The following is an 18,705-nucleotide window of genomic DNA, read 5'->3' on the forward strand; positions in this document are numbered from 1 at the left end:
GCCATGCAACCGTCCGGCGCGGGCTCGCCGCGCAAAAAGGGCGTTCTGCACCGGGAGGGGCCTGCATGGGTGCGCGGGGCGTCACCGCGTCGTGGCGTTTGCGCGCATTACGCTCTACAGAGTGGGGGAATGACCGTCGCCCTCGCCATCTTTGCCTCCGCGCTCGTCATGTCGGTGATCGTCGCGGTCCGCTATCTCGTCGTGTCGGGCGCGTTCGCTGCGGCAACACAGGCGCGTTACCCCGGCCTGTATCGCGGCCTGTCCGCCCAGATCCGGCGAGAGATCTGGTGGAGCGTCGCGTCCGCAGCGATCTATGGCGTGCCCGCTGGGGTCATCGCCTGGGGCTGGAAGAATCGCGGCTGGACGGAGATCTATTCCGACGTCCACGCGTTTCCCTTATGGTATCTGCCGGTATCGGTGGTGCTGTATCTGGTCGCGCACGACACCTGGTTCTACTGGACGCACCGCTGGATGCATGAACCGCGCGCGTTCAAGCTCGCGCATGCGGTCCATCACCAGAGCCGCCCGCCCACCGCATGGGCCGCGATGGCGTTCCATCCGATCGAGGCGATCTCGGGGGCCGTGATAATTCCGCTACTGGTCTTCATCATTCCGATCCATCCCGGCGCACTCGGGTTGGTGCTTGGCATCATGACGGTTATGGGGGTCACCAATCACATGGGGTGGGAGATTTTTCCTGCGTTCATGTGGCGGGGGGCATTGGGCAACTGGCTCATCACCGCGAGTCACCATCAGCGTCATCACGAGCTGTATCGAGGAAATTATGGCCTCTACTTCCGATTCTGGGACCGGCTGTGCGGGACCGACCGAGGCGTTGGCGATTTCGCGCGCGAACATGCGAAGGCTGGCGTCGGTCAGCGTGGCGGGCATGGTGCTGCTGGCAACGCTGCCGGGCGCGGTGCCAACCGCTGAGCTTGCGGTCGACGTCTCCAACCTGCGCTCGACCAAGGGCATGGTCCGTGTCTGCCTGACCGCCGATCCGGACAACTTTCCTGCCTGTATCGACGATGCGAATGCAACCACGCGCTCGATCCCCGCAACCACGACCAGCATCCGTTTCGGCGGCCTCCCGCACGGGACATATGCTGTTGCGGTGATCCATGACGAGAATAACAACCACAAACTCGACACTTTCGCCGGAATTCCACGCGAAGGCTTTGGTTTCTCTCGTAATCCCACCGTACGGTTTGGCCCGCCACGCTTTGCGGCGGCGCGGTTCACCCTGCAAAGTGATGCAGATCGGCAACAGGTTCGGATGCGATACTTGCTCTGACCACGGAAGATGGGAGCCAAAATGGTGACATGGCGTTACGCGCCCGACATCATTTGTTTCCGCTGGAGCTGCCCGTGACCTATCGCCCTCTCTTTGCCGCCGCCACCGTCTTGTTGCTCGGTGCCGCCGCCCCCGCCTTCGCGCAGGACGCCGCGCCGGTCCCGGCGGACAACAACCAGATCGCGGCCGATTTCGACAAGGACACCGTCACCGTCGGCGTCGGTGCTGCCTATCTGCCGGACTATGACGGTTCGAACGATTACCGCGTCGTTCCCGCGCCCGTCGTGATCGGATCGATCAAGGGCTTCAACTTCAACGTCATCGGCAACCGCGCGAGCCTGGATCTTGCGCGCAACAACCCGGGTCAGCGCTGGGACATCCAGTTCGGCCCGATCGGCGTCGTCAATTTCGATCGCCAGAGCCCGAAGAACATCGACGACCTGCGCGTCCGCGCACTCGGCAAGATCGGCACCGCGATCGAGCTTGGCGGTTATGTCGGCCTGGGCAAGACCGGCGTCATCACCAGCCCGTACGACAAGCTCTCGGTCTCGGTCAGCCTGCGCCATGACGTCAACGGCGCGCACCGGTCGAGCATCCTCCAGCCGTCGATCAACTATCTGACCCCGCTCAGCCGCAAGGCGGCAATCGCCGTGTTCGGCACCGCGCAGCGAGTTGAGAGCGGCTACGGCCAGACCTATTTCTCGATCACGCCGGCGCAGAGCCTCGCCAGCGGCCTGCCGCAGTATAGCGTCGGCAAGGGCTGGAAGAACTATTCGGTCGGTGGCCTGGCGACCTATTCGCTGACCGGGGATCTGCTGCACGGGTTCAAGCTCGTGGCGGGCGGCACCTATTCGCGCATGCTCGGCAATTTCGGCGACAGCCCGATCGTGAGCATCGCGGGTTCGCGCAACCAGTGGGTCGGTGCAGCCGGCGTCGCTTACACCTTCTGATGTAGCGTACCCGTATCGGGGCAAACCTTTCGGCGCGGCATAAGCTCTGCGCCTGGCCGCCATTTCCCGGCTTGCGTCCCGCCTCGCGCGGTGCCACGCAAGCCGGGCCGCAAGGCGCGTTTCAAGGATGAAGGCTTCGCCCCGATGAACGATACTGACCAGCAGCTGATCGAACGGCTCGAATCCCGTGCCGAACGTCGCAGCGAACGCCGCGAATTTTTCCGTACCGCGCTCGGCGCCGGAGCGGTCGCCGCACTCGGCGCAACCGCAGTCACGATCGGAAGCCGGGCGACCGCGCAGGCGACCGACAACGACGCCGCGATCCTTAATTTCGCGCTCAACCTCGAATATCTCGAGGCGCAATTCTATTCCTTCGCCGCGTTCGGCACCGGTTTGCCCAACGCGTTGCTGACGCCTGGCAGCGCAAGCACGACGACGCAGGGCACCGTCACCGGGGGCCGCGCGGTCAACTTCACCGATCCGCTGGTTGCCCAATATGCGCGCGAGATCGCGCAGGACGAGGTCAACCACGTTACCTTCCTGCGCGCGCAGCTGTCGACCGCAGCGGTCGCGCAACCCGCGATCGACATCGGCTCGAGCGCGACCAGCGCGTTTAGCGTGGCGGCGCAGGCGGCCAAGATCGTCGCGGCGGGGGCGGCGTTCGATCCTTATGCAAGCGACGAGAATTTCCTCCAGGCGGCGTTCCTGTTCGAGGACGTCGGCGTCACCGCCTATCGCGGTGCCTCCTCGCTGCTTTCCAGCAAGGTCTATCTCGAGGCTGCCGCGGGCATCCTTGCCGCGGAGGCGTATCACGCGTCGATCATCCGGACCGTGCTGTACAGCAAGGGGCTGCAGACCCCGAGCCTGCGCACGAACACCGATGCGATTTCGAACGTCCGCGACGCGTTCGACGGCAGCAGCGACGATGACCAGGGCATTTCGGCGACGACGATCGCCAACAGCCAGTTAACCGCGCTCAACGGTCTCAGCGCATCGAACATCGTGCCGACCGGGCAGGATGGTCTTGCCTATGGCCGCGCGACCGGCCCCGTGCTCAACATCGTCTATCTCAGCACGCTCGCCGTGGCGAAGGGGGGCTTCTTCCCCAATGGCGTCAACGGCAGCATCAATACCAGCACCGCAGCGGCCTGAGCCTCGCGTCTGTGCTTCCCTTGTCTTCGCGCCCGTACCGGAGTGTTTCCAGTGATCGATAGCGACCTCCTTCTCACCGTCCTCGATGCGGGCGAACGCCGCCGCGCGGCGCGGCGCAGCTTCCTCCGCACCGCCGGGGCCGCCTCGGTCGTCGCGGGCGGCAGCGCGCTCCTTTCGGCCTGCGGAGCAAACAACGGCGACAGCGCCATCACCCCGACCCCCACGCCGACCGATACCGCCAGCGCGACGCCGAGCCCGGCCTCGACCGACGTGCTGAAGGACCAGGACACGTTCAACTTCGCGCTCAACCTCGAATATCTCGAAGCACAGTTTTACAGCTTTGCCGTCACTGGCGCAGGTCTTCCCGCCGCGCTGCTGACCGGCACGGGCACGCCCGGCGGCGTGACCGGCGGGCGGCAGGTCGCGTTCACCGATCCGATCGTCCAGCAATATGCGCGCGAGATCGCGGCGGACGAGGTCGCGCACGTCGCGTTCCTGCGCTCGGTGCTTGGCACGTCGACGGTCGCGCAGCCTGCGATCAACATCGACGGTGGCGCGACCGGCGCGTTCACCGCGGCGGCGCGTGCGGCGGGAATCGTCCCGGCGACCGGCACCTTCGATCCTTATGCCAGCGATGAGAACTTCCTGCTCGCGGCGTTCATCTTCGAGGACGTGGGCGTCACTGCGTATAAGGGTGCAGCGCCGCTGATCGCGCAAAGCCTGCTGATCGACGCGGCCGCCGGGATCCTCGCGACCGAGGCCTATCACGCCGGGCTGATCCGCACGGTGCTCTACGCCAAGGGCATCGCGACCCCGTCGCTGCGTACTAACGCCAATCTGATCAGCGACGCGCGCGACAGCCTCGATGGCACGGCGAGCGACCTCGACCAGGGGATCGGCGACGGCACCACCGCGAATCTCGTCCCGACCGACGCAAACGGCATCACGTTCAGCCGGACGCCGGGGCAGGTGCTCAACGTCGTCTATCTCAACCGCAATGCGGTGGTCGGCGGTGGGTTCTTCCCCAACGGCATCAACGGCAACATCAAGACCAGCGCGGCGAGCTGACCTACCTTTCCTTCGTCGCTTGAAGCACGTACAAGACTGAAATTCCCCGGGGGGCTGCGCCAGAGCAGCTGAGAGGTGGCTGAAGCCACGACCCGTTTGAACCTGATCCCGTTAGCACGGGCGGAGGGAGGGAGCGGTGTCCACGCCCGGGTTCCGTTGTCGCTCGTCCGATTTTGAGGAGCGAGACAATGGCCGACATTCCTGCCCGCACTGAAATTGGCGTTACCACCGGCGCGATCCGCGGATCGCGCAAGATCCACGTGCCGTGCGCGAATATCCCTGGCGCGGGGGTCGCCATGCGCGAGATCCTGCTCGAACCCTCCGCGAACGAACAGCCGCTGCGCGTCTACGACACGTCCGGGCCGTATACCGACCCCAAGGCGCAGATCGACATCAACATGGGGCTCCCGCAGCTCCGCCGCGACTGGATCGTCGCGCGTGGCGACGTCGAAACCTACGACGCGCGCGAAATCCGCCCCGACGACAATGGCCTGACCGGGCCGGATCGCTCGGCGGGCGTCCCGCAATATCCCAACGTCGTGAAGCGCCCGTTGCGCGCCAAGGCGGGGGCGAACGTCAGCCAGATGCATTATGCGCGGCGCGGGATCATCACCCCCGAGATGGAATATGTCGCGATCCGTGAGAACCTCGGTCGCGCCGCCGCCAAGGAGAAGCTGATCCGCGACGGCGAATCGTTCGGCGCTTCGATCCCCGATTATGTCACCCCCGAGTTCGTTCGCGACGAGATCGCGCGGGGCCGGGCGATCATCCCCAACAACATCAACCACCCCGAATCCGAGCCGATGGCGATCGGGCGCAACTTCCTGGTCAAGATCAACGCCAACATCGGCAATTCGGCAGTCGCGAGCAACGTTGCGGCGGAAGTCGACAAGATGGTCTGGTCGATCCGCTGGGGCGCGGATACGGTGATGGACCTGTCGACGGGGCGCAACATACACGACACGCGCGAATGGATCCTGCGCAATTCGCCCGTCCCGATCGGCACCGTTCCGATCTACCAGGCGCTCGAAAAGGTCGGAGGCGTCGCCGAGGACCTGACGTGGGAGATCTTCCGCGACACGCTGATCGAACAGGCCGAGCAGGGCGTCGATTACTTCACGATCCACGCCGGCGTGCGGCTCGCCTACATCCCCATGACCGCGAAGCGCGTGACCGGGATCGTCTCGCGCGGCGGGTCGATCATGGCGAAATGGTGCCTCGCGCACCACAAGGAGAGCTTCCTCTACGAACGTTTCGACGAGATCACCGAGATCATGCAGGCGTATGACATCGCCTATTCGCTCGGCGACGGCCTGCGCCCCGGCTCCATCGCCGACGCGAACGACGAGGCGCAGTTCAGCGAACTCTATACATTGGGCGAGCTCACGCATCGCGCGTGGAAGAGCGACGTCCAGGTGATGATCGAAGGCCCCGGCCATGTGCCGATGCACAAGATCAAGGAGAACATGGAAAAGCAGCTCGAAGTGTGCGGCGAGGCCCCGTTCTACACGCTCGGGCCGCTCACCACCGATATCGCGCCGGGCTATGACCATATCACCAGCGGGATCGGTGCCGCGATGATCGGCTGGTATGGCACCGCAATGCTTTGCTACGTCACGCCCAAGGAGCATCTGGGCCTGCCCGACCGCGACGACGTCAAGGTCGGCGTGGTGACGTACAAGCTCGCCGCGCACGCCGCCGATCTGGCCAAGGGGCACCCGGCGGCCAGGATGCGCGACGACGCCTTGTCGCGCGCACGCTTCGATTTCCGCTGGCGCGACCAGTTCAACCTGTCGTTGGACCCCGACACCGCCGAGCAATATCACGACCAGACGCTCCCGGCGGAAGGCGCCAAGACCGCGCATTTCTGTTCGATGTGTGGCCCGAAATTCTGCTCGATGAAGATCACGCAGGAAGTGCGCGACTTTGCGGCGAAGCAGAACGGCCCGGCGGACGGGTTCCTCGCGGCGGGCGCGGGGCAGGCGGCGGACGCGGACCGCGCGGCCTTTGCCAAGGGCACGACGCATGTCGACGCGGAGGCCGGGATGGCGGCCATGAGCGAGACGTTCAAGGAGAAGGGCGGGGAGATTTACCTGCCGGCGGAGTAAGACGCAGGAGGTTTCAAGTGCCGGCGGCGGGAGAGCGCCGCCGGCTTTGCGTATCTAATGCACGATTGCCGTGCGATCGCTCCCAATTTTTATACTTATTCAAGAGTGAATAAGCCGCCTTAGTGGTAAGCAGCCTCCGCCGGTCGCTTCGATCCGTGAAACGTACTCCAGCCCGACACAGTTCATCCCGAACACAAGTCCGCCGCGCCTGCGCTACAGATGCCGCGGCGGATCCATCGCCTTGTGCAGGACGCGCGCGATCAAGACGCCCTCCGGCCGCACAGCATAGAAAATCCGGTGCTCGCCGCTGGGCAGGCTTCGCATCGCTCCGGGCAAATCGCTTCGCGCAACACCAAGCTCGGGAAAGTCCGATAGCCGGTCGAACACGGCATGGATCGTCCGCAAATAGGCCTCGGCGACCGCGCGACCGTGGACCGCGATGCTATAGTCGAGGATTCCGTCGAGGTCGGTATCGGCGTCACGACTAAGCGTGACGGGGATCAAGCGACGCCGTCCCGTTCCCTGCGATCGCGGATGATATCCTCGATCGTCCGCTCGCTCACCCCAGAGGCAAGCCCCTCGGCAATCGCCGCCTGCAACGCGATCAGCTTCTCCGCATAGTCCCGGTCGCGGCGCACCAGATCGCGAACATAGTCGGCACCGCTGTCGTACCGCCCCTCGGAAACGCGCGAATCGGCCCAGCTTTGCAGATCGTCGGGAAGCAGGACGTTCATCTTCGCCATGCCGCCATTTTACGGCAGCGCTCCAGTAGCGACAAGCCGCTTATCAGGGATACCGGTGTTGCCCCTCTCACCGCTCTCCCGGTGCGATCCCGCGCCGCATCATCTTGCGCAGACGCCCGGGCAGCCAGCGCGCGGCGAACGCCATGCGGTCCGCGGTCTTGCCCACGAAGGTGTGGACGCGGTCGCCGTGCACCGCATCCCACGCCGCCTGCGCGACCTGATCGACCCCGGTCAGCTCGAGCCCCGCGCCCGTCACCACTTCGCGGATCGACTGGTTGCTGTTGCCCGCGGGGGCCTGCAGCAACGGCGTGTCGATGAAGCTCGGGACGATGTCGCGCACCTTGATCCCCGCGCCATACCATTCGCCGTCGAGCGCCTCGGTCAGCGCGCGGACGCCGAACTTGGTCGCGGAATAGACCGGCAGCCCGGACGAGCCGTAGATCGCTGAGGCGGACGCGGTGTTGAGCAGGCACGATCCGGGCGTCCGCGCGAGATAGGCGTAGCCGATCTTCGCGCCGTTGAGCACGCCGACGAGGTTGATCGCGACGACGCGGTCGAGGTCCTCGAAGGACATCTCGGCGATCGGGCCGCCGGTGCCGATCCCGGCGTTGTTGAACAGCACGTCGAGCCGGCCCCCGGTGGTGGCTACGAACGCGTCGAGGCTCGCGACCCTGGCGTCGCGGTTGCGGACGTCCATGACATAGGTTTCGGCGATGCCGGGCGGGAGCTCCGCGGCGGTCTCCGACAGGCCCTGCCGGTTGACGTCGGCGAGTCCGACTCGCCAGCCCTTGGCGGCAAACAGTTTTGCGGTGGCCTGCCCGATGCCCGAGCCGCCGCCGGTGATGAAGATCGCCTTTTGCATATATCCCCTCCGTCATGCCCGACTTGTCCCGGCATCCCCCGGGCAGCACAGGCTTTGACGGAGGGTTTGCGGTACGGGAGCCTTCGCGACAAGCCCGCCATGGTTTGGATGGGCGGGAATCGACACGCGAAAAACCCCCGGCCCCCCGCCGCGTGCGCCCGACCGGGGGCGGCACGCGGGCAACGCAACGCGCGCATCCGCGTTTGACGCCTGCGGGACCCTCCCGCACAAGGATCCCGATGGCGCAATCCCCCCCTTCCGGCCCGACCGTCGCGTTCGAGGCCGTTTCCAAACGCTATCCCGGCGGGACCGTCGCAGTCGATCGGGTCTCGGTCGAGATCGCGGGCGGCAGCTTCGTCGCGCTGGTCGGGAGTTCGGGGTCGGGCAAATCGACGCTGCTCAAGATGATCAACCGGCTGATCGAACCAAGCGAAGGTTGCACACGCATCGCTCGCGCAAACGTCGCGGACGAGCCCGCGCCGATGCTGCGCCGAAAGATTGGCTATGTGTTTCAAAACATAGGACTATTCCCACATATGACGGTCGCCGAGAACATCGCGATCGGGTTGCGGCTGGCGGGCGGGGACAGCGACGGTGCGGACCGGGTCGGCGAACTGCTCGATCTGGTCGATCTGCCGCGCGCGGTCGCCACGCGGTTGCCCGATGCGCTGTCGGGCGGGCAGCGCCAGCGGGTTGGCGTCGCGCGCGCGCTTGCGACCGCGCCGGGGCTGATGTTGATGGACGAACCGTTCGGCGCGCTCGATCCGGTCACGCGCGACCAGTTGGGGCATGCGATCCGCGCGCTGCACGACCGGCTCGGGCTCACCACGATCATGGTGACGCACGACATGGCGGAGGCGCTGATCCTCGCCGACCGCGTGCTGGTGATGGACGCAGGCGGGATCGTCGCGGACGAAACGCCGCGCGCGTTGCTCGAAGGCGCGGGCGGGCCGGTCGCGCAGGCGCTGGTCGCGGTGCCGCGCGATCAGGCGGAGCGGATGCGCGCGCTGGCGGGCGAAGCGGCATGACCGGCCCGTTCCTCGAGGCGATGACGCGCGTGCCCGATCTGCTCGCGGCGCATCTGCTGCTGTCCGCCGCCGCGCTGATCCTCGGGCTCGCGATCAGCCTGCCGCTTGCGATCTGGTCGGCGCGGTCGCCAGCCGTCGCGCGCTGGACGCTCGGCATCGCGAGCCTGATCCAGACGATCCCGAGTCTCGCGCTGCTCGCGTTGTTCTACCCGCTGCTGCTGTTCCTGTCGGGGCTCGTCGGCGGCGGCATCCCCGCGCTGGGGTTCCTGCCGTCGCTGCTCGCGCTGTCGCTGTATGCGGTGCTGCCGATCCTGCGCAATGGCGTCACCGGGCTCGCGGGGATCGACCCTGCGGTGATCGAGGCGGCGGATGGCGTCGGGATGACGTCGTGGCAGAAGTTGCGGATGGTCGAAGCGCCGCTCGTCGCACCCGTGCTGATGGCGGGAATCCGGACCGCGGCGGTGTGGACGATCGGCGCGGCGACGCTGTCGACCACGGTGGGGCAGCCGAGCCTCGGCGACATGATCTTCGCCGGACTCCAGACGCAGAACTGGGCGCTGGTGCTCGCCGGGTGTTTCAGCGCGGCGGCGCTGGCGCTCGCGGTCGATGCGCTGCTCGGGGTGATCGAGCGGTCGATCGCGCGGCGGCGGCGTGGCGTCGCGCTGGGGGCGGGGGGCGTGCTGATCGCGGGCGTCCTGCTCGCGCTGGCACCACTGTGGCCGACCGGCGGGAGCGTCATCACGATCGGCGCGAAGAACTTTTCGGAACAGTACATCCTCGCGCGGCTGATCGGCGATCGGCTGGAGCAGGCGGGCTACAAGGTCCGCTATCGCGACGGGCTCGGCTCGGCGGTGATCTATGGCGCGGTCAGCTCGGGCGCGATCGACATTTACGTCGATTATGCGGGGACGATCTGGACCAACGAGATGAAGCGCCGCGACACGCCGAAGCGCGCGGCGATGGTGTCGGCGATCGGTGCGTGGAGCGCGAAGACCTCCGGGGTGAAGGTGCTCGGGTCGCTTGGGTTCGAAAACGCCTATGCCTTTGCGATGCGGGGGGATGCGGCGCGGGACCGCGGACTCGTGTCGCTCGACGATCTGGTGCGTGCGGCGCCGGGGCTGAAGTTCGGGGCGGACCTCGAATTCCTCGAGCGGCCGGAATGGGCGGCGATCCAGCGCGCCTATCCGATCCGCTTCGGCAGCGCCCGCGCGTATAACCCGACCTTCATGTACCGCGCGCTCGAGAGCGGGCAGGCGGACGTGATCTCGGCCTTTTCGTCCGACGGGCGGATCGCCGCGCAGCATCTCACCGTGCTGAGCGATCCGCGCGGGGCTATCCCGGGGTATGACGCGATCGTGCTGGTCGGCAAGGCGCATGCGAGCGACGCGAAGTTCCTCGCCGCGGTGCAGCCGTTGATCGGACGGGTGTCGGTCGAGGCGATGCGTGCGGCGAACTATCAGGTCGACCGCGACGATGCCAAGGCGTCGCCCGAGGCGGCGGCGCGGTGGCTCGGGCGGAAGATCGGCGTGCCGATGCGCTGAGGGGCGCTGTTCTCCCCCGAAAGCGGGAGTCCAGGGGTGAGACCGCCCTACGGCGTTGTCTTGCCCGACTCCGGGTTCCGGCTTCCGCAGGACCGTTTGCGGGAGAACCGCCGTTGCCGAGCGACCCGCCCGCGCGGGACTGACGGTCCTTGCAGACGCGCGCTTATTTGACCCGCGTCCACGTCTGCGTGCGGCAGCCGATGTTGGGGAACACGCAGCCTTCGCCGACCAAGGTGTTCGCATCCACCTGCCGGATCGTGCCGGAAATGGTCTGGCCCAGATCGGGCACCAGCACCGAACCGCTCCACAGGCCCGATTCGCCCTGGCGGAAATCCTGGAACAGCATCGCGCCGACCAGCGGGGCGCCGCCGCCGCGCTGCGCATCCGCCTCGGCCTGCGGCGTGGCGGCGATCACCTTGCCGCAGATTGCGTCGCCGCACGGCTGGAACACCACGCGGACGCTCTTTCTGGGGTTGGTCCAGACCCCCTTGGGGATCGCGGCCGTGGCCGCCACCGGGAGCAGCGCGGCCACTGCCGCCGCTGCCATTACAAATGCTCGCATGCTGATCGCCTTCCACGAAGAACCGACGGATGCGCCTATGCGCACCCGCCTGATCCGTGGATGAACGCGTCAGATCGAATCGAGTGCCTGCGCGAAGTCGGCGATCAGATCGTCCGGATCCTCGACGCCGATCGAGATGCGCACGAGGTTGTCGGTGATCCCGAGCGCCTGCTTGCGCTCGTCCGACACCGACAGATGCGTCATCGCCGCCGGGTGCGACGCGAGCGTCTCGGTGCCGCCGAGGCTGACCGCGAGCTTGGCGATCTTGAGCGCGTCGAGGAAGGCGAACGCCTCGGTCTCGCCGCCCTTGACGATCAGCGAGAAGGTCGAGCCCGCACCGCTGCAATGCCGCGCGTAGATGTCTGCCTGGCGCTCCATCCCCGGCGTGTCGGCGAGGAAGCCGAGATAGCCGACTCGCTCGACCTTGGGATGATCGCGCAGGAAGGCGCAGACCTTGACCGCATTCTCGCCCGCGCGGCTCATCCGCAGTTCGAGCGTCTCGAGGCTGCGCATCAGCATCCAAGCGGTGTTGGGGTCGCAGATCGTGCCGATCGTGTTGCGCATCAGCCGGATCGTGTTGATGTGCGCCTTCGACCCGAGCACGCCGCCTGCGACCAGATCGCTATGCCCGCCGGCATATTTGGTGAGCGAATAGACGACGATCTCCGCGCCATGCTCGAGCGGCTTGAGCCAGAGCGGGCCGAGGAACGTATTGTCGATCGCAATCGGCGGCTTGTTCTCGCCGGTGAAGATCGCGTCGCGACTCGCGCGGACGGCCTGGATGTCGACCAGCGCGTTGGTCGGGTTGGCGGGGCTTTCGAGGTAGATCAAAGCGACGTTGCCGGTCGCCGCCTTGGTCATCACCGCGTCGATCTCCTCGCGAGTCGCGCCCGCCGGGAAATCGAGCCACTGGACCCCGAAGCGGCCGAGGATGCGCGCGATCAGCGTCTCGGTCGCCGCGTAGAGCGGGCCCGAATGGACGATCGTGTCGCCGGGCTTGACCATCGACAGCATCAGCGTGGCGATCGCGGACATGCCGCTCGAGAAGACGAGTGCGTCCTCGGCCTCTTCCCATACGCCGAGACGATCTTCGAGGATCTCCTGGTTGGGGCCGTTGAAGCGCGAATAAACGAGGCCCTGCGACCCGCCGGGACGCTTGCCGGTGACGCCCTCGAAGTGGCGCTTGCCCGCGGCGGCATTGGGGAAGACGTAGGTCGAGGTCGCGAAGATCGGGGGCTTGAGCGAACCTTCCGACAGCATCGGATCATAGCCGTGGCCCATCATCAGCGTCGACGGCTTAAGCTTGCGGTCACCGATTTTCTCGACCGAGGGCTTGGCCTTGGTGCGCGGCGCGACGCCGGTCAGGTCGGCTTCGTCCGCGCCGGTCGCGTCGATCGGGGGAGTGGGGGTCTGCGCCATGAAATAGGTCCTGCCTTGCTGAAGGATATGCCCCTCCGTAACGCGGGATAGTGTCATTTGATACCATGCCGTGTCGGGCGGTTGCCTCCATCGGGCCACCCGTTCGGTTAAGGCAAAGTCGAGAACCTGCACTGTGACGGATTTCTCGCAGGCGACTGCGCTTCGGTACCTCCACCTGCGCTGCTGGGCCCCGGCCTTCGCCGGGGAAGAAAGTTTTTGGACAACGCGCGCCTGCCACATTTCCCCTTCCCCGGCGCAGGCCGGGGCCCAGTAGCGAGACAGACGATTGCGGGCGACTGCGCTTCGGTACCTCCACCTTCGCTGCTGGACCCCGGCCTTCGCTGGGGAAGGAGATCTGGCAAGCCCGGGCTTCCCGCGTTTCCGCTTCCCCGGCGCAGGCCGGGGCCCAGTAGCGAGACAGACGATTGCGGGCGACTGTGCTTCGTTACCTCGACCGTCACTCGACTGAGCCCCAAACGGACGGAGGGAGAAACGCGCCCCTTCAGGCGCGGTCTGTTTCCGCGCCTAACCCGATCAGCGCGATCTGCCGGCCATAGCCGGGCTCGCCGCGATGCGTTGCGCGGCGGTAGCTGTAGAAGCGCGCCTCGTCGGCATAGGTATCGAGCCCGAGCGCGGCGATCCGCGTAAGGCCGGCGGCGGCGAGGCGGTGGACGACGTAGGATTCGAGGTCGAACTGGTGATGCCCCGCGCGGGCGGGCGCGAAGAAGCGTTCGTTGGCGGGGTCGTGCGCTTCGAAGCGCTCAGCGAAGGCATCGTCGACCTCGTAGCTTGCGCGCGCGATGCACGGGCCAATCGCCGCGGTGATGCGGTCGCGGCGCGCACCGAGCGCTTCCATCGCGGCGATCGTCGAATCGGTCACCCCGCCGATCGCGCCCTTCCACCCGGCGTGCGCTGCGCCGACCACGCATGCCGCGACATCCGCGAACAGGACGGGCGCGCAATCCGCGGTCAGGATGCCGAGCGCGAGGCCGGGGCGATCCGTGACGAGCGCGTCGGCGCGGGGGCGTTCACCGTCCGCGAACGGCGCGGCGACGGTGATGCAGTCGCCCGAATGGACCTGATACAGCGTGACGAGCGTCGCGCCCGGCAGCACCGCGTCGGTCGCGCGTGCGCGATTCTCGGCGATGGCGGCGGCATCGTCGTCCGACCCGAGTCCGACGTTGAGCCCGGCATGGACCCCGGTCGAAACGCCGCCCTCGCGCCCGAGGAAGCCGTGCGCGACGCCTTCCAAAGTGCGCGCATGAATGACGGGAACGCCGCTCACAGCACCAGCCGCATCAGATTGTCGTCGTCGACCGTCGTGCCGACGCGAAACGCGATCCGACCGATGTCGCGGAAGCCATAGCGTTCGTAGAACCGGTGCGCGCGGTGGTTGTCGACATAGACGCTGAGGATCACCTCGCGCGCGCCGTGGCTGCGCGCATGGTCGAGCGCCCACGCCATCATCTCCTGCGCGACGCCGCTGCCATGCCACGGGCTGAGCACGTAGAATTGGTACAGCTCGATCGCATCGGGGCGCCATTCGCCGGGGAAGGTGACCGGCCCCATCTTGACGAAGCCGATGATCTTGCCGTCGTCGAGCGCGAGCCGGATCGCGAAATCGGGGTCGGACAGTTGCGAGGGCAGGCCGTTGGGGCCGAACGCCTCGTCGAGGAACGCGCCGAGATCCTTCGGGTCGTAGAGCGTGCCGAACGTCTCGGTGAACGATTCGCGCGCCATCGCGGCGAGCGCGGGGCCGTCGATCGTCCGTGCGTCGCGATACTGGATCATTCGAACCCCGCAGGTGTTGGCCAGCCGGGTGCCGACACCGCAAGGACCTGGAATAACGTGCCCATCGCCTCGGTCAGGCGGGCCTTGTCGGCGGCGATCCCGTCCGCGCGGTCGGGCGCGGCCTTCGACAGCGCGGCGGCGCGCGCGTCGATGCCGAGCGCGGTGAGGAACGCGCCCTGGTCGACCGGGCCCTCGACGCGCGCGCCCTCGACCAGCGCGGCCGCACCGAGCGTGCCGAAGTCGACGTGCGCGGTCAGGTCCTGCTCGCCGGGGGCGTCGAACGGGTTGGCGAAGGCGTGGCCGCGCACCGCCTGCAACGTGTCGCCGATCGCGGGGCCGTTATAGCCGTAATCGACGATCAGCAGCGCGCCGCCCTGCGCGACGATCCGCTGCGCGAGGGCGCGCAGGATCGCGACGCTCGCGGGCGAGGTTTCGATTACCGCGCCGTTGGCGGTGTCGCGCAAGGCTTCGGGGATGACGCCGTCGGGCACCTGCGTGCCCGCGATCGGGAGGAACAGCGTGTCCTGGCACGCGACCAGCCGCTCGAACCAGCCCGCCTCGCCTTTCACGAGCTGGCGGATCGGGAGCGCGTCGAAGAATTCGTTCGCGACGACGACCAGCGGGCGATCGGTCGGGAGCGTGTCGATCGAGTCGTGGAAGGTCGCGGCCGCGAGGCGCTCCTTCTGCGCGGCACGCAGCACCGGGCTGGTCTCGACGCAATGCACCGGCGGCGCGAACCCTGCCTTTCGCCCTGCGCGCAGCGCATCGGCGGAGAGCGTGCCGCGGCCGGGGCCGAGCTCGACCCAGGCGGCTTCGGGGCGGCCGGCGCGGTCCCACAGGTCGGCGGCCCACAGCCCGATCAGCTCGCCGAACATCTGGCTGATTTCGGGCGCCGTCGTGAAGTCTCCGCCCGTGCCGAGCGGATCGCGGGTCGCGTAATAATGCTGGTTCGCCGCCGCCATGAACTGCGCGATCGAGACCGGCCCGGCGAGCGTGATCGCGCGCGCGAGGCGGTCGGCGAGGGGAGCAGGCGGGGGTGGGGAGGGGGTGTCGTCCGTCATTGTCGGCGCGCAATGCCCCGCGACGGCGCGGTCCGCAAGCGTGGTGGCGGGGGCTGGGTCGCTTCCGCAATCCAAGTCCCGCCCGTCACCCCGGCACAAGGCCGGGATGACGCCGCTCCGAGGGCGTCAGGCGACGCTCGCATCTCCGGCAATCGGCACGACGCGCTGGCGGCGGCCCTTGGCGGTCGCGACCAGATACAGGCCGCCGAGGATCATCGGCAGCGTCAGCACCTGCCCCATGTGGATCGTCGTCGCGAAGAAGGTGCCGCTGAACTGCGAATCGGGTTCGCGGAAGAATTCGACCGTGAAGCGCGCGAGCCCGTAGCCGACCAGGAACAGCCCGACGAGCCGCCCCGGCTCATAGCGCGCCTTGGTGCGCCAGAAGGCGAACCACAGGATCGCGAACAGCGCGATCCCCTCGAGCCCCGCCTCGTACAACTGGCTCGGGTGGCGGGGCACGTCGTTGCCGGTGCGCGGGAAGATGATCGCCCAGGCGACGTTGGAGGGCTTGCCCCACAGCTCGCCGTTGATGAAGTTCGCGATCCGCCCGAAGAACAGCCCGAACGGCACCGCGCACGCGAGATAATCGTGGATCCGCAGCCAGTCGAGCTTCTCCTTGCGCGCGAACAGGATGATCCCGATCGACGTGCCGATCATCCCGCCGTGGAACGACATGCCCCCGTCCCACAGCCGGATCAGCCGCCACGGGCTAAGCAGCATGTCGGGCGCATAGAAGATCGCGTATCCGAGCCGCCCGCCGAGGATGATCCCGAGCGTCGCGTAGAACACCAGATCATCGACATGCCGCCGCGCCATCGGGCTGCCGGGCTGCGCGATCAGCTTGAGCAGATACCACCAGCCGACCAGGATCCCGGTGATATAGGCGAGCGAATACCATTTGATCTGGAAGAAGCCGAGGTCGAGCGCGACCGGGTTGAGGTGCAGGTCCTCGAACCGCAGATGGCCCGCTGCGCCGGGAGCGGCAGCAGCGGTCGTCGCATCGGCGAGCAGGGGCAGGACGGCAGTCAGGATCAAGGCTTTTCCCCGGGGATTTGCGCCTCCATAAAGGCGACTGGCGACAAGACCAAGCGACAAGACGAAACGGAGGATGAGATGCCGAGCATATTGGACGGCCGCATGGATGCGACCCTTGCCGCACTGACCGGACCAGGCGGTCCGCTCGCGCTCGGGAGCGTGTCGGTGGACGGGCGCGACCTGCCGGTCATCACCGGCGTGCCGCAGACGCTGCCGCCGTATTTCGCGCATTATTGCGCCGAACATGCCGACAAGACCTTCCTCGTCGCGGGCGACGAGCGGCTGACCTTCGCGCAGGTCCACAGCGCCGCGGCCTGTGTCGCGCAGGCGCTGGTCGGGCAGTATCGGATACAGCCGGGCGACCGCGTCGGGATCGCGATGCGCAATTCGCCGTCGTGGATCGTGCTCTACATGGGAATCGTGATCGCGGGCGGGGTCGCCACGTTGCTCAACGGCTGGTGGCAGGCGGAGGAACTCGGCGCGGCGATGACCGACGTCGAATGCAACCTCGTCTTCGCGGACCCGCCGCGCGCACGCCGGATCGCGGCGATCGACGGGCTCGGTGTCCCGATCGTGACGATCGACGACACGCTTCCGCTCAAGCAGGCGCTGGCCGGGCTCGATCCGTCCGAGGTCGCACTCCCCGTCGTCGCCCCGACCGACCCTGCGACGATCCTGTTCACCTCGGGTTCGACCGGCCAGTCGAAAGGCGCGATCAGCGATCATCGCGCGGTGACGCAGGGGGTGTACAACTATCTCGCGCAGGCGCTGATGATGCTGAGCATCGCGACGCAGGACGGCAGCCCGCCCGACGGCCAGCCCGCGACGTTGCTCAACGTACCGCTGTTCCACGTCACCGCCGAAGTGCCGGTATTCCTCCAGAGCTTCGCGATGGGGCGAAAACTGGTCCTCATGCCCAAATGGGACGCCGAGGAAGCGATGCGGCTGATTCAGGCGGAGCATGTCAGCTATTTCGTCGGCGTGCCGCTGATGAGCTTCGAGATCCTGACTCACCCCAATCGCGCCGCCTACGACCTGTCGAGCGTCACCGATTTCGCGGCGGGCGGCGCGCCGCGCCCGGTCGAGCATGTCCGCCGGATCGCGGACGAGATGGGCGGGCCGAAACCGCTGCTCGGCTATGGCCTGACCGAGACCAACGGGATCGGCTGCGGCAATTTCCGCGACAATTACCTCGACAAGCCCAATTCGACCGGGCGTGCTTCCGCGCCCTTGGTCGATCTCGCGATCCTCGACGATCGTGGGCGCCCGGTCGCGCAGGGGGAGCGCGGCGAGGTCGGGATTCGCTCGATCTGCAATTTCCGCAAATATTACGGCCGCCCCGATGCGACCGCCGCCGCCTTTACCGCGGATCGCTATTTCCTGACCGGCGACATCGGCTATCTCGATGCGGACGGCTATCTGTTCATCGTCGACCGCAAGAAGGACATCATCATCCGCGGTGGCGAGAACATCTCGTGTCAGGAAGTCGAGGCGACGATCTACCAGCATCCCGGCGTCGCCGAGGCGGCGGTGTTCGGCTTGCCCGACGAGCGATATGGCGAGGTGCCCGGCGCGGTCGTGCTGCTCCACCGGGACGAACGCCTGAGCGTCGACGAACTGTCCGCCTTCCTGTTCGCGCATGTCGCGGCGTTCAAGGTCCCGCAGCGGATCTGGTTCGTCGACGCGCCGCTGCCGCGGCTCGGGACCGAGAAGATCGACAAGGTGACGCTGCGCCGGACGTACCGCGCGCTGGTGGAAGCGGAGCGGGCAGGGGAGACGGTTTGAGGTGAGGGGGGCGTTGTTGGGCGCGGCGGGGCGTCCCACCACCGCCGTCATGCTGAACTTGTTTCAGCATCCACCCCTCCGCAGGCTCGGCCAGCCGGTGTGGCACGGTGGACCCTGAAACGCGTTCAGGGTGACGCCGGGGGGGCGCCGTTCCCCCACCCCCCCAACTTGCCGTCATGCTGAACTTGTTTCAGCATCCACCCCACCGCAGGCTCGGTCCGCCGTCGTGGCACGGTGGACCCTGAAACGCGTTCAGGGTGACGGCGTGAGGGGGGCACCGTTCCCCCACCCGCCCAACGTACCGTC

18 protein-coding genes and 1 riboswitch are annotated in these 18,705 nt (G+C 67.2%); of the genes, 9 read left to right on the plus strand and 9 right to left on the minus strand.

Annotation, left to right across the window (positions count from 1 at the left end; translation table 11 throughout):
* Positions 1 to 129 precede the first annotated feature (129 nt).
* The 6 genes from RH91_RS05645 to thiC all read left to right on the plus strand — a co-directional run bounded on the left by RH91_RS05645 (position 130) and on the right by thiC (position 6,572).
* Positions 130 to 933, plus strand: coding sequence for a sterol desaturase family protein (locus tag RH91_RS05645; RefSeq protein WP_010161620.1), 804 nt, complete (start codon positions 130 to 132; stop codon positions 931 to 933).
* On the plus strand, positions 890 to 1,294 hold the full coding sequence (locus tag RH91_RS05650) for a DUF2141 domain-containing protein (RefSeq protein ID WP_010161621.1): 405 nt from the start codon (positions 890 to 892) through the stop codon (positions 1,292 to 1,294). The genes RH91_RS05645 and RH91_RS05650 overlap by 44 nt, the downstream gene beginning before the upstream one ends.
* Positions 1,295 to 1,368: 74 nt before the next feature.
* Positions 1,369 to 2,244 carry a MipA/OmpV family protein gene (locus RH91_RS05655; protein ID WP_010214419.1) on the plus strand — a complete coding sequence of 292 codons (876 nt, stop codon included), beginning with the start codon at positions 1,369 to 1,371 and terminating at the stop codon, positions 2,242 to 2,244.
* A gap of 144 nt (positions 2,245 to 2,388) precedes the next feature.
* Positions 2,389 to 3,396 carry a ferritin-like domain-containing protein gene (locus RH91_RS05660; RefSeq protein WP_029623637.1) on the plus strand — a complete coding sequence of 336 codons (1,008 nt, stop codon included), beginning with the start codon at positions 2,389 to 2,391 and terminating at the stop codon, positions 3,394 to 3,396.
* A 51-nt stretch (positions 3,397 to 3,447) separates the two neighbouring features.
* A complete protein-coding gene (locus tag RH91_RS05665; RefSeq protein WP_010161624.1) occupies positions 3,448 to 4,464 on the plus strand; it encodes a ferritin-like domain-containing protein in 1,017 nt (338 codons plus the stop codon).
* A gap of 37 nt (positions 4,465 to 4,501) precedes the next feature.
* A riboswitch (TPP riboswitch) is annotated at positions 4,502 to 4,610 on the plus strand.
* A gap of 42 nt (positions 4,611 to 4,652) precedes the next feature.
* On the plus strand, positions 4,653 to 6,572 hold the full coding sequence (gene thiC / locus RH91_RS05670) for a phosphomethylpyrimidine synthase ThiC (protein ID WP_010161625.1): 1,920 nt from the start codon (positions 4,653 to 4,655) through the stop codon (positions 6,570 to 6,572).
* A gap of 213 nt (positions 6,573 to 6,785) precedes the next feature.
* On the opposite strand, the gene RH91_RS05675 is transcribed toward thiC, so the two are convergent.
* The 3 genes from RH91_RS05675 to RH91_RS05685 all read right to left on the minus strand — a co-directional run bounded on the left by RH91_RS05675 (position 6,786) and on the right by RH91_RS05685 (position 8,177).
* Entirely contained in the window at positions 6,786 to 7,076 is a 291-nt protein-coding gene (locus RH91_RS05675) for a type II toxin-antitoxin system RelE/ParE family toxin (RefSeq protein WP_010161626.1), read from the minus strand.
* Positions 7,073 to 7,315 carry a type II toxin-antitoxin system ParD family antitoxin gene (locus RH91_RS05680; RefSeq protein WP_010161627.1) on the minus strand — a complete coding sequence of 81 codons (243 nt, stop codon included), beginning with the start codon at positions 7,313 to 7,315 and terminating at the stop codon, positions 7,073 to 7,075. The genes RH91_RS05675 and RH91_RS05680 overlap by 4 nt, the downstream gene beginning before the upstream one ends.
* A gap of 67 nt (positions 7,316 to 7,382) precedes the next feature.
* Positions 7,383 to 8,177 (minus strand): SDR family oxidoreductase, encoded by a 795-nt coding sequence (locus RH91_RS05685; protein WP_010161628.1) that lies wholly within the window; start codon positions 8,175 to 8,177, stop codon positions 7,383 to 7,385.
* A gap of 239 nt (positions 8,178 to 8,416) precedes the next feature.
* On the opposite strand from RH91_RS05685, the gene RH91_RS05690 reads away from it, so the two are divergent.
* Positions 8,417 to 9,205, plus strand: coding sequence for an ATP-binding cassette domain-containing protein (locus tag RH91_RS05690; RefSeq protein ID WP_010161629.1), 789 nt, complete (start codon positions 8,417 to 8,419; stop codon positions 9,203 to 9,205).
* Positions 9,202 to 10,746, plus strand: coding sequence for an ABC transporter permease/substrate-binding protein (locus RH91_RS05695; protein ID WP_010161630.1), 1,545 nt, complete (start codon positions 9,202 to 9,204; stop codon positions 10,744 to 10,746). Before RH91_RS05690 ends, RH91_RS05695 begins: the two co-directional genes overlap by 4 nt.
* Before the next feature lie 163 nt (positions 10,747 to 10,909).
* Here the strand turns inward: RH91_RS05695 and RH91_RS05700 are convergent, their stop codons facing one another.
* The 6 genes from RH91_RS05700 to lgt all read right to left on the minus strand — a co-directional run bounded on the left by RH91_RS05700 (position 10,910) and on the right by lgt (position 16,614).
* Entirely contained in the window at positions 10,910 to 11,308 is a 399-nt protein-coding gene (locus tag RH91_RS05700) for a DUF2147 domain-containing protein (RefSeq protein ID WP_232283412.1), read from the minus strand.
* Between the two features lie 69 nt (positions 11,309 to 11,377).
* Positions 11,378 to 12,727 carry a cystathionine gamma-synthase family protein gene (locus RH91_RS05705; RefSeq protein ID WP_010161632.1) on the minus strand — a complete coding sequence of 450 codons (1,350 nt, stop codon included), beginning with the start codon at positions 12,725 to 12,727 and terminating at the stop codon, positions 11,378 to 11,380.
* Positions 12,728 to 13,229: 502 nt separating this feature from the next.
* Positions 13,230 to 14,012, minus strand: coding sequence for a peptidoglycan editing factor PgeF (pgeF, locus tag RH91_RS05710; RefSeq protein WP_029623639.1), 783 nt, complete (start codon positions 14,010 to 14,012; stop codon positions 13,230 to 13,232).
* Positions 14,009 to 14,518 (minus strand): GNAT family N-acetyltransferase, encoded by a 510-nt coding sequence (locus RH91_RS05715; protein ID WP_010161634.1) that lies wholly within the window; start codon positions 14,516 to 14,518, stop codon positions 14,009 to 14,011. The genes pgeF and RH91_RS05715 overlap by 4 nt, the downstream gene beginning before the upstream one ends.
* A complete protein-coding gene (locus tag RH91_RS05720; protein ID WP_010161635.1) occupies positions 14,515 to 15,579 on the minus strand; it encodes a class I SAM-dependent methyltransferase in 1,065 nt (354 codons plus the stop codon). Before RH91_RS05720 ends, RH91_RS05715 begins: the two co-directional genes overlap by 4 nt.
* A gap of 126 nt (positions 15,580 to 15,705) precedes the next feature.
* On the minus strand, positions 15,706 to 16,614 hold the full coding sequence (gene lgt, locus RH91_RS05725) for a prolipoprotein diacylglyceryl transferase (RefSeq protein ID WP_010161636.1): 909 nt from the start codon (positions 16,612 to 16,614) through the stop codon (positions 15,706 to 15,708).
* A gap of 78 nt (positions 16,615 to 16,692) precedes the next feature.
* Here lgt and RH91_RS05730 point away from each other — a divergent pair, with 78 nt between their 5' ends.
* Positions 16,693 to 18,399: a class I adenylate-forming enzyme family protein gene (locus RH91_RS05730; RefSeq protein WP_029623640.1), complete on the plus strand. Its 1,707-nt coding sequence runs from the start codon at positions 16,693 to 16,695 to the stop codon at positions 18,397 to 18,399.
* Positions 18,400 to 18,705 lie beyond the last annotated feature (306 nt).

It is taken from the genome of Sphingomonas sp. PAMC 26617, assembly GCF_000242835.1.
Taxonomy (GTDB): domain Bacteria; phylum Pseudomonadota; class Alphaproteobacteria; order Sphingomonadales; family Sphingomonadaceae; genus Sphingomonas.

What these genes read in the sequence shown, in the direction of transcription:
- RH91_RS05650 (WP_010161621.1), top strand. Translation starts at nt 890, where the DNA reads ATGGTGCTGCTGGCAACGCTGCCGGGCGCGGTGCCAACCGCTGAGCTT.
- RH91_RS05730 (WP_029623640.1), top strand. Translation starts at nt 16,693, where the DNA reads ATGCCGAGCATATTGGACGGCCGCATGGATGCGACCCTTGCCGCACTG.
- RH91_RS05645 (WP_010161620.1), top strand. Translation starts at nt 130, where the DNA reads ATGACCGTCGCCCTCGCCATCTTTGCCTCCGCGCTCGTCATGTCGGTG.
- RH91_RS05720 (WP_010161635.1), bottom strand. Translation starts at nt 15,579, where the DNA reads ATGACGGACGACACCCCCTCCCCACCCCCGCCTGCTCCCCTCGCCGAC.
- RH91_RS05695 (WP_010161630.1), top strand. Translation starts at nt 9,202, where the DNA reads ATGACCGGCCCGTTCCTCGAGGCGATGACGCGCGTGCCCGATCTGCTC.
- RH91_RS05700 (WP_232283412.1), bottom strand. Translation starts at nt 11,308, where the DNA reads ATGCGAGCATTTGTAATGGCAGCGGCGGCAGTGGCCGCGCTGCTCCCG.
- RH91_RS05660 (WP_029623637.1), top strand. Translation starts at nt 2,389, where the DNA reads ATGAACGATACTGACCAGCAGCTGATCGAACGGCTCGAATCCCGTGCC.
- RH91_RS05680 (WP_010161627.1), bottom strand. Translation starts at nt 7,315, where the DNA reads ATGGCGAAGATGAACGTCCTGCTTCCCGACGATCTGCAAAGCTGGGCC.
- thiC (WP_010161625.1), top strand. Translation starts at nt 4,653, where the DNA reads ATGGCCGACATTCCTGCCCGCACTGAAATTGGCGTTACCACCGGCGCG.
- RH91_RS05685 (WP_010161628.1), bottom strand. Translation starts at nt 8,177, where the DNA reads ATGCAAAAGGCGATCTTCATCACCGGCGGCGGCTCGGGCATCGGGCAG.
- RH91_RS05690 (WP_010161629.1), top strand. Translation starts at nt 8,417, where the DNA reads ATGGCGCAATCCCCCCCTTCCGGCCCGACCGTCGCGTTCGAGGCCGTT.
- RH91_RS05705 (WP_010161632.1), bottom strand. Translation starts at nt 12,727, where the DNA reads ATGGCGCAGACCCCCACTCCCCCGATCGACGCGACCGGCGCGGACGAA.
- RH91_RS05715 (WP_010161634.1), bottom strand. Translation starts at nt 14,518, where the DNA reads ATGATCCAGTATCGCGACGCACGGACGATCGACGGCCCCGCGCTCGCC.